The sequence below is a fragment of the Mesorhizobium sp. M1A.F.Ca.IN.020.03.2.1 genome (assembly GCF_004023205.1).
Classification (GTDB): domain Bacteria; phylum Pseudomonadota; class Alphaproteobacteria; order Rhizobiales; family Rhizobiaceae; genus Mesorhizobium.
This window is the reverse complement of the sequence record NZ_RZSV01000250.1, coordinates 1-7,270: the sequence shown is the minus strand read 5'-3', so window position 1 is coordinate 7,270 and position 7,270 is coordinate 1. Positions and strand designations below refer to the sequence as shown.

11 protein-coding genes are annotated in these 7,270 nt (G+C 62.1%); 5 read left to right on the top strand and 6 right to left on the bottom strand.

The genetic code is table 11. The features are described 5' to 3' along the window. The 3 genes from EOA79_RS27090 to EOA79_RS27080 all read left to right on the top strand — a co-directional run. The coding region (locus EOA79_RS27090; RefSeq protein WP_281060301.1) for a DinB family protein at positions 1 to 263 on the top strand (263 nt) is incomplete at its 5' end. A 75-nt stretch (positions 264 to 338) separates the two neighbouring features. Next, positions 339 to 599, top strand: a complete 261-nt coding sequence (locus EOA79_RS27085) for a BrnT family toxin (RefSeq protein ID WP_095783194.1) — start codon at positions 339 to 341, stop codon at positions 597 to 599. Then, positions 586 to 906 carry a BrnA antitoxin family protein gene (locus EOA79_RS27080; protein ID WP_095801227.1) on the top strand — a complete coding sequence of 107 codons (321 nt, stop codon included), beginning with the start codon at positions 586 to 588 and terminating at the stop codon, positions 904 to 906. Before EOA79_RS27085 ends, EOA79_RS27080 begins: the two co-directional genes overlap by 14 nt. Positions 907 to 935: 29 nt before the next feature. Here EOA79_RS27080 and hppD read toward each other — a convergent pair whose 3' ends face one another. Further along, on the bottom strand, positions 936 to 2,051 hold the full coding sequence (gene hppD, locus EOA79_RS27075; RefSeq protein WP_095824776.1) for a 4-hydroxyphenylpyruvate dioxygenase: 1,116 nt from the start codon (positions 2,049 to 2,051) through the stop codon (positions 936 to 938). Positions 2,052 to 2,189: 138 nt separating this feature from the next. Between hppD and EOA79_RS27070 the strand changes: the two genes are divergently transcribed. Further along, entirely contained in the window at positions 2,190 to 2,657 is a 468-nt protein-coding gene (locus tag EOA79_RS27070) for an Lrp/AsnC family transcriptional regulator (RefSeq protein ID WP_127335571.1), read from the top strand. A gap of 77 nt (positions 2,658 to 2,734) precedes the next feature. Here EOA79_RS27070 and EOA79_RS27065 read toward each other — a convergent pair whose 3' ends face one another. From EOA79_RS27065 to aztA, 4 genes are all read right to left on the bottom strand, one after another. Continuing rightward, complete coding sequence (locus EOA79_RS27065) at positions 2,735 to 3,073, bottom strand: TIGR01244 family sulfur transferase (protein WP_067000965.1); 339 nt, start codon at positions 3,071 to 3,073, stop codon at positions 2,735 to 2,737. A gap of 144 nt (positions 3,074 to 3,217) precedes the next feature. Next, positions 3,218 to 4,159, bottom strand: coding sequence for a zinc ABC transporter substrate-binding protein AztC (gene aztC / locus EOA79_RS27060; protein WP_095824774.1), 942 nt, complete (start codon positions 4,157 to 4,159; stop codon positions 3,218 to 3,220). Between the two features lie 25 nt (positions 4,160 to 4,184). Then, on the bottom strand, positions 4,185 to 5,060 hold the full coding sequence (gene aztB / locus EOA79_RS27055; RefSeq protein WP_067000522.1) for a zinc ABC transporter permease AztB: 876 nt from the start codon (positions 5,058 to 5,060) through the stop codon (positions 4,185 to 4,187). After that, a complete protein-coding gene (gene aztA, locus EOA79_RS27050; protein ID WP_095824773.1) occupies positions 5,060 to 5,878 on the bottom strand; it encodes a zinc ABC transporter ATP-binding protein AztA in 819 nt (272 codons plus the stop codon). Before aztA ends, aztB begins: the two co-directional genes overlap by 1 nt. A 229-nt stretch (positions 5,879 to 6,107) precedes the next feature. Here aztA and EOA79_RS27045 point away from each other — a divergent pair, with 229 nt between their 5' ends. Continuing rightward, positions 6,108 to 6,452 (top strand): RidA family protein, encoded by a 345-nt coding sequence (locus EOA79_RS27045; RefSeq protein WP_095778583.1) that lies wholly within the window; start codon positions 6,108 to 6,110, stop codon positions 6,450 to 6,452. A gap of 51 nt (positions 6,453 to 6,503) precedes the next feature. Here the strand turns inward: EOA79_RS27045 and hutC are convergent, their stop codons facing one another. Further along, on the bottom strand, positions 6,504 to 7,250 hold the full coding sequence (gene hutC / locus EOA79_RS27040; RefSeq protein ID WP_095824772.1) for a histidine utilization repressor: 747 nt from the start codon (positions 7,248 to 7,250) through the stop codon (positions 6,504 to 6,506). Positions 7,251 to 7,270: the final 20 nt, after the last annotated feature.

The window sequence follows — 7,270 nt, the reverse complement described above, 5'->3', positions numbered from 1 at the left end:
ACCGAAGACTTGTCGCTTTCTGCGACAGCCTGTCCGAGCTTGATCTCGACCGCCGCGTCCTCACCGATCGACGCGAGGACGGCATGATCCCCGAAAAGATCGGCGACATCCTCGCCCATGTCTTCCTGCACGACATCCACCATCGCGGCCAAGTGCACGCGATGCTGTCGGGCACCTCGGTTGCGCCGCCGCAATTGGATGAGTTCTTGCTCGATTACGACATTAAGCTCAGGAAGGACGAGGTCGAGCGGCTTGGGTTGTGAACAAGTGAGAACGCTTCGGGAATTATTGTAGTTACGAAAATTATTGACTTAATTCATGTAGGTACATAAATTCAGATGCAGATCGTCTGGGATGAACCTAAACGGTTGGCCAACATTGACAAACACGGCTTGGATTTCGCGGCGCTAGACGAGGAGTTTTTCCTTGCCTCGGCGATCCGGGCGGCCAAATCCGGCCGTTTCATGGCGATTGGTCGGGTAGTCGGCGGCGGCGTTGTTGCAGTGGTCTTTTCCCGGCTTGGCTCCGAAGGCATCTCGGTTATTTCAATGCGGGCGGCCAACCAGACGGAAAGGAGATTGTTCGATGGCGAAAGCTAAGCTGAACACTACAAAGCTGGACAACGGATTCAAGTCAGGCAAGGGATTCACCGAGGAAGATTGGGATGCGGTTTCGGACAATCCCGAATGGACCGAGGAGGATTTTCGGAATGCTCGTCCCTTCGCCGACGTGTTTCCGGACCTTGCCGAAAGCATTCGCCGCTCACGTGGTCGGCCGGCACTCGACAATCCGAAGAAGCAGGTAACGCTGCGCCTCGACAGCGATGTGGTTGCTCGTTTCCGTGCCAGCGGGCCCGGCTGGCAGAGCCGAATCAACGAAATTCTGAGGAAGGCCGCCGGCCTTTAGAGTAGCCGGCGGCTTGGTCTTTCGGCTGACTACGCCGCCCTGCCATCCAGCTTGATCACGCCACGCTTGATCTGGTCCTGCTCGATCGATTCGAACAGCGCGCGGAAATTCCCTTCGCCAAAACCTTCGTCGCCCTTCCTTTGGATAAATTCGAAGAAGATCGGCCCGATCACCGTCTTCGAGAAGATCTGCAGCAAGATCTTGGTCATACCGCCGTCGACGACGCCTTCGCCGTCGATCAGGATGCCGTGCTTCTTCATGCGCTCGATCGGCTCGTCATGGCCGTGCACGCGCTCATGCGACATCTCGTAATAGGTGTCGGGCGGGCCGGGCATGAACTTCAGCCCGTTGGCGGCGAGCTTGTCGGTGGCATCGTAGATCGCGTCCGTACCGACGGCAATGTGCTGGATGCCCTCGCCATTGTACTTCTTCAAATACTCGGCGATCTGGCTGGTTTCGTCCTTGGACTCGTTGAGCGGAATGCGAATCTTGCCGCAGGGCGAGGTGATCGCCCGGCTGACCAGTCCGGTGATCCTGCCGTCGATGTCGAAGAAATGGATCTGCTTGAAGCCGAACAGGTCACGGTAGAAATCCCACCACTTGTCCATGTTGCCGCGATAGACATTGTGGGTCAGGTGGTCGAGATAGTAGAAGCCGACGCCGTCGGGTTTTGGATTGCGCTCGCCCAGCCACTCGAACTCGGCATCGTAAGCCGAGCCCTTCTCGCCATAGATTTCGACGAAATAGAGGAGCGATCCGCCGATGCCGACGATCGCCGGCGCGTCGAGCGCCTTGTCGGTGCCCTCATAGGGCACAGCACCCTTCGACACGGCATGGTCGAAGGCATGCTTGGCATCGACCACGCGCCACGCCATCGAGGCGGCGCAGGGGCCGTGCTTTTCGACGAATTTCATCGCATGCGAGCCTGGCTCGGCATTGACGACATAGTTGATGTCGCCCTGGCGCCAGACGGTAATGTCCTTGGTGCGGTGCTTCGCCACCGCGACATAGCCCATGCGGGCAAAGAGCTCGGCGAGTTTTGCCGGCTCTGAATGCGCGAACTCGACGAATTCGAAGCCGTCGGTGCCGGCGGGATTCGCCTTGCTGATCTTGGCGGGCGGGGCGTCATGCGGGAAAGGGCCCATGGCAGTCCTCCGAAAGCTGTTGCGGCCGTGCTTGGCCGATTTTCACCATAATAACGCTGGACGGCTGCATGGTGCTTGCATTCAACCGCCTGGAATGCCCATCATGTGCGCAGATTGTGCATGATTGGGGAGAAAATCATGGATGATGCGCGCCTTGATCAATTTGACCGCAAGATACTGGCGCTCCTGCAGGGCGATGCGCGGCTCACCAACAACGACCTTTCGGAGCGTGTGAACCTGTCGGCCTCGCAATGCTCGCGCCGCCGCCAGCGGCTGGAGGAAGATGGCTATATCAGGGGCTATCGCGCCGTGCTCGACCGCGACCGTCTCGGCTTTTCGCTGGTCAATGTGATTTCGGTGACCTTGGCCACCCACAACCGCGACAATGCCCGCCGCTTCGGCGAACTGGTGGCGCGGCTACCCGAGGTGCAGGAAGCGCACGCGCTGACCGGCGAGATGGATTACATCCTGAAGGTGGTGACGCCCGATCTCAAATCGCTTTCCGAGTTCGTCAACGGCGTGCTGCTGCCGCATGAATCGGTGCGGCACGTCAAGACAGCGATCGTGCTGGAAACGCTCAAGGAGACCGGCGCGCTGCCGATTTAGTTTGCGGAGATCTTTGTTGGATGCGACGGCGACGGAACGCGAACCTGCGGAATTGGCTCTCGCCAATGCGCAAGCTTTCACCCCCGCTGCTGCTGGATCAGCCCATAGAGGTTGGTGCAGCGCGCGCCGGAGCGGCAATAGGCGAAGACTGGGCCTTCGAGCTCGTCGAGCGCCTCGGCCTGATCCTCGACATTGTCCATGGTGAGCTGGCCGCTGATCACCGGGATGTAGCGGAAGGCGAGCCCCGCAGCTTCCGCGGCCGCCTTGACGCTGTCGGCAGAGGGCTGGCCGGGCTGCTCGTCGTCCGGCCGGTTGCAGATGACGCTCTTGAAGCCGGCGTCCTTGATGGCAACGATGTCCTCGGGCTGGATCTGCCCCGAGACCGAATAGTCTTCGCTGATCTGGCGGTATTCCATAGCGTCGTCCTCGCAATCCTTGGCCGCAGTCATGCCACCGCGCGGCATTGGCGGCAATCCGTAGCACCGGATCTCTCTGCCAAATAGAGAGTGCGGGGCGGAAAATCCAACCGGGCCGATTTTAGCCCGGTTGGATGATGCCGCTTAGCTTCCGAGCAGCGCGCCTTTGAACTGCTCGATGTTGTTGTGCATCATGTCGATATAGGTCGAGGCCGGGCCGTCGGGCGGCGACAGCGCATCGGAATAGAGCGTGCCGCCGACCTTGATGCCGGTCTCGCTGGCGATCTGCTCGATGAGCCTGGGGTTGGTGATGTTCTCGATGAAGATCGCCGCCGCCTTGTCCTGCTTGACCTGGTTGACCAGCTTGGCCACGTCGGCGGCCGAAGGCTCGGAATCGGTCGAGATGCCTTGCGGAGCAAGGAAGGTCAGGCCGTATGCATGCTCGAAATAGCCGAAGGCGTCGTGCGAGGTGATGACGACGCGCTTGGCCTCGGGGATCGCCTGGATCGCCGCGGTCACTTCGCCCTCCAACGCGTCGAGCTTCTGCGTGTAAGCGGCGGCATTGGCCTTGTAGGTGTCGCAGCCCGCGCTATCGGCGGCGCAGAATGCATCGGCGATATTCTTCACGTAGATCTTGGCATTGGCAATCGACTGGAAGGCGTGCGGGTCGTTGACCGTCTTGCCGCCGCCGGTGCCGGCGCCTTCGGCCGCGTCGGCATCGGCGAATTCCGGCTTGAAGGCGATCGGCGTCACGCCCTTGGTCAGCGTCACGATCGTCGCCTTGGTGGCGCTGGTGTCGACCAGGCGCTGCAAAAAGCCTTCGAAATGCAGGCCGTTGACCAGCACGACATCGGCGCCAGCCATCGCCACCGCATCGGCCGGGGTCGGCTCGTAGACATGCGCGTCGCCGTCCGGGCCGACGATGGTGGTGATGTTGACGCGGTCGCCGCCGACATTTTTCGCAAAGTCAGCGATCACCGTGAAGCTCGCCACCACCTTGAGCGGCGCCGCAAAAGCGGACGATGTGGCGAAAGCGCTTAATGTTATAACGCTCAGCGCCAGGGCGGCGCGGAAGGATTTCAACATTGGGAAGAGTCTCCTTGCTTGGGGATTAAGCTGTGCGGTGGCGGTGATGCACGATACGGGCGCGCAGCGCGCCGCGCGTGCCGAACAGGATCGAGCAGAAATAAACGACGCCGGCCGAAAGGATGATAGCCGGGCCGGACGGCAGTGAGGCGTGATAGGACAAAAGCAGTCCGGCTATGCAGGAGGCAAAGCCGATCAGCACCGCCAGCGCGCACATCGGCTCGACGCGAACCGTCCAGAAGCGGGCGGCGGCGGCCGGCAGCATCATCAGCCCGACCGAGAGCAGCGTGCCCAGCGCCTGGAAACCGCCGACGAGGTTGAGCACGACCAGCCCAAGAAAGATGAAATGGACCGGGCTGCCCATGCGGCTCACCGAGCGCAGGAACAGCGGATCGAGGCATTCGGCGACCAGCGCCCGCCAGAAGATGGCGAGGCAGGCGAGCGTCACAACCACGATGCCGCAGATCAGGATCAGCGCCTCATTGTTGAGCGCCAGCACGGTGCCGAACAGCACATGCATCAGGTCGACGCTCGAGCCGCGGATCGACACCATAAGCACGCCGATGGCGAGCGAGATCAGATAGAAGGCCGCCATCGAGGCGTCCTCGCGCTGGATGGTGAAGCGCGAAACCGCCCCTGCGCCGAGCGCGACGATGATGCCGGCGATCAGCCCGCCGACGGTCATCGGCAGGATCTCGAGGCCATAGAACAGGAAGCCCGCGGCGGCGCCGGGCAGGATGGCGTGCGCCATTGCGTCGCCCGACAGGCTCATGCGCCTGAGCATCAGGAAGACGCCGACCGGGCAGGCGCCGAGCGACAGCATCAGCGAGCCGAACAGCGCCCGTTGCATGAAGGCGAAATCGGCGAAGGGCTGGATGAACAGGCCGTAGAGAAACTCCATCACGCCGCCCTCGGTCCGGAGCCATGGCCGTGATGATGATCATGCGCGTGCGCGTGGTCATGATGTTCGTGGTCATGGCCATGGTCATCGGGCTCGCACCAGGGCGCGTTCTCTTCCCAGGCCTCGTGAAAACGCCGCGCCTTGAGCAGGTTTTCAGGCCTGAGCGTCTGTTTTGTGTCGCCCCAGGCGACAGGCTGGCGGGCGAGCAGCAGCGTCTCGGGAAAATTCCGCCGCACGAGATCGAGGTCGTGGACGACCACCATGATCGTGCGCTCCTCGCCATGCCAGCGCTTTATCAGCTGGATGAGGTCGCCGACGGTCTTGGCGTCGACGGCATTGAACGGCTCGTCGAGCAGGATGAGGTCGGCATCCTGCAACAGCACGCGGGCAAACAACGTGCGCTGCAGCTGACCCCCGGAGAGCGTGTCGATCGGCCGCTTCTCGAAGCCGCCGAGCCCGACCGCCATCAGCGCCTTGCTGACCGACTCGCGATCCTCTTTGGTGTAGCGGCCGAGCATGCCGCGCTTCGGCCACAGGCCAAGCGAGACAAGGTCGACCACCCGCGCCGGGAAGCTGCGGTCGAGCTCCGACTGCTGCGGCAGATAAGCGGTGCGCACGCCGGGCGCGCGGACAACCGTGCCCTCCATCGGCTTCAGCACGCCGACAATGCCCTTCATCAGCGTCGACTTGCCCGAGCCGTTGGCGCCGACAACGGCAGTCAGCGAGCCTTTTCGGATCGTGCCGTTGAGGTGATGAATGGCCGGATGGCTGTTGTAACCGAGCGTCAGGTCGCGGAAGGTCAGGCAGGCATTTTTCATCAGGCGTTCCGGATCGGACACGAATTCGAGAGCACTCGTCGATATGTGATGTTATTACATTAGTCAACATGCCGGTTCGGCAGAATTGTGTCCAGATCGGTCAACTCGCCGTGTACACGGAAGCGGTCCGGAGCCGATAAATTGGCTCAATCGGTTTCGCGCCGGTCGGCCTTGCCCGGAGCCGGCACGAACTCTAAACAGGCGCGACCCTAGAAAGAAGGAACCTCCCATGAGCATTCGTCGTATCGATGTCGGCCCGCGCATGAGCCAGATCGTCATTCACGGCAACACTGTCTATCTGGCCGGCCAAGTCGGTGAGCCCGGCGGCAACGTCGCCTCGCAGACTCGCGACATCCTGAAGACCATCGACGAATTGCTGGCCAAGGCTGGCACCGACAAGACCAAGATCGTGCAGGCGATCATCTGGCTGGCCGACATGGGCACCTTCGCCGAGATGAATTCGGAGTGGGACAAGTGGGTGCCGCAAGGCCACACGCCCGCCCGCGCCACCGGCGAAGCCAAGCTCGCCACCCCGGAATATCTGGTCGAGATCATTATCACGGCGGCGCTGTAAGGCGCTGGATCCGCCAATCTTCCCCTCGTGGGCCCGCGAGGGGAAGATTGCTCATCCCTGCGAAGGCGTGAACCGCGCCACAAGCGTGTGGCTTTCCGCCGGATAGATGAAGCGCACATGCGTGACCGGATGCTCGGCGCTCCAGGTGCGGCGCTCGACCACCAGGCAGGGCGCACCGGGATCGATGTCGAGCGTGTCGGCGATAGTTTCGTCAGCCGCCATGGCGCGGATACGGTGCTCGGCCTCGCTCCACGGCACGCGGCCGATCAGCCAGGGGCCGGGCGCGATGTCGAGAAATTCTTCCTCGCTGGCCTCGCCCACCGCCGAAAGATTGATCAGGCGCTGCTCGAGCGCGAATGGCCGTTCGCCGGCAAAATGCAGCCCCTCCAGCCAAAGCACTGGACCCGTGGCAGATAGCCCAAGCAGCGACCGATCCTCGGCATTGCCGCGTCGTTTCATGCGCTCCAGCCGTTCATAACGATAGGGCAGGCCAAGCGCCTCGACCTCGATCCTGATGTCGTGCAGTTCCAGCACCGCCGCCTGCGACTGCGGCTGGCGCACGAAGCTGCCCGAGCGGCGGCGGCGCTCGATCAACCCCGCCTTGGCGAGCTGCGACAGCGCCTTGTTCACAGTCATGCGCGAACAATCATACTGAGCCGTCAGCTCGTGCTCGAACGGGATGCGGTGGCCGGGCGCCCATGCACCCGACAGAATTTTTTCCCGGATGTCGGACAGGATCCGCTGGTGCAGCGACAGGGTCTCGCCGTCTTCCATCTCTGCCGTTTCGGTCATGCTCATCGGGATCAGCCCTCGGAAAG

Coding starts and splice junctions, on each gene's coding strand:
- EOA79_RS27065 (WP_067000965.1), bottom strand. CDS start 3,073: ATGGAATACCGCCAGATCAGCGAAGACTATTCGGTCTCGGGGCAGATC.
- EOA79_RS27080 (WP_095801227.1), top strand. CDS start 586: ATGGCGAAAGCTAAGCTGAACACTACAAAGCTGGACAACGGATTCAAG.
- aztC (WP_095824774.1), bottom strand. CDS start 4,159: ATGTTGAAATCCTTCCGCGCCGCCCTGGCGCTGAGCGTTATAACATTA.
- hutC (WP_095824772.1), bottom strand. CDS start 7,250: ATGAGCATGACCGAAACGGCAGAGATGGAAGACGGCGAGACCCTGTCG.
- EOA79_RS27085 (WP_095783194.1), top strand. CDS start 339: ATGCAGATCGTCTGGGATGAACCTAAACGGTTGGCCAACATTGACAAA.
- EOA79_RS27070 (WP_127335571.1), top strand. CDS start 2,190: ATGGATGATGCGCGCCTTGATCAATTTGACCGCAAGATACTGGCGCTC.
- hppD (WP_095824776.1), bottom strand. CDS start 2,051: ATGGGCCCTTTCCCGCATGACGCCCCGCCCGCCAAGATCAGCAAGGCG.
- aztB (WP_067000522.1), bottom strand. CDS start 5,060: ATGGAGTTTCTCTACGGCCTGTTCATCCAGCCCTTCGCCGATTTCGCC.
- aztA (WP_095824773.1), bottom strand. CDS start 5,878: ATGAAAAATGCCTGCCTGACCTTCCGCGACCTGACGCTCGGTTACAAC.
- EOA79_RS27045 (WP_095778583.1), top strand. CDS start 6,108: ATGAGCATTCGTCGTATCGATGTCGGCCCGCGCATGAGCCAGATCGTC.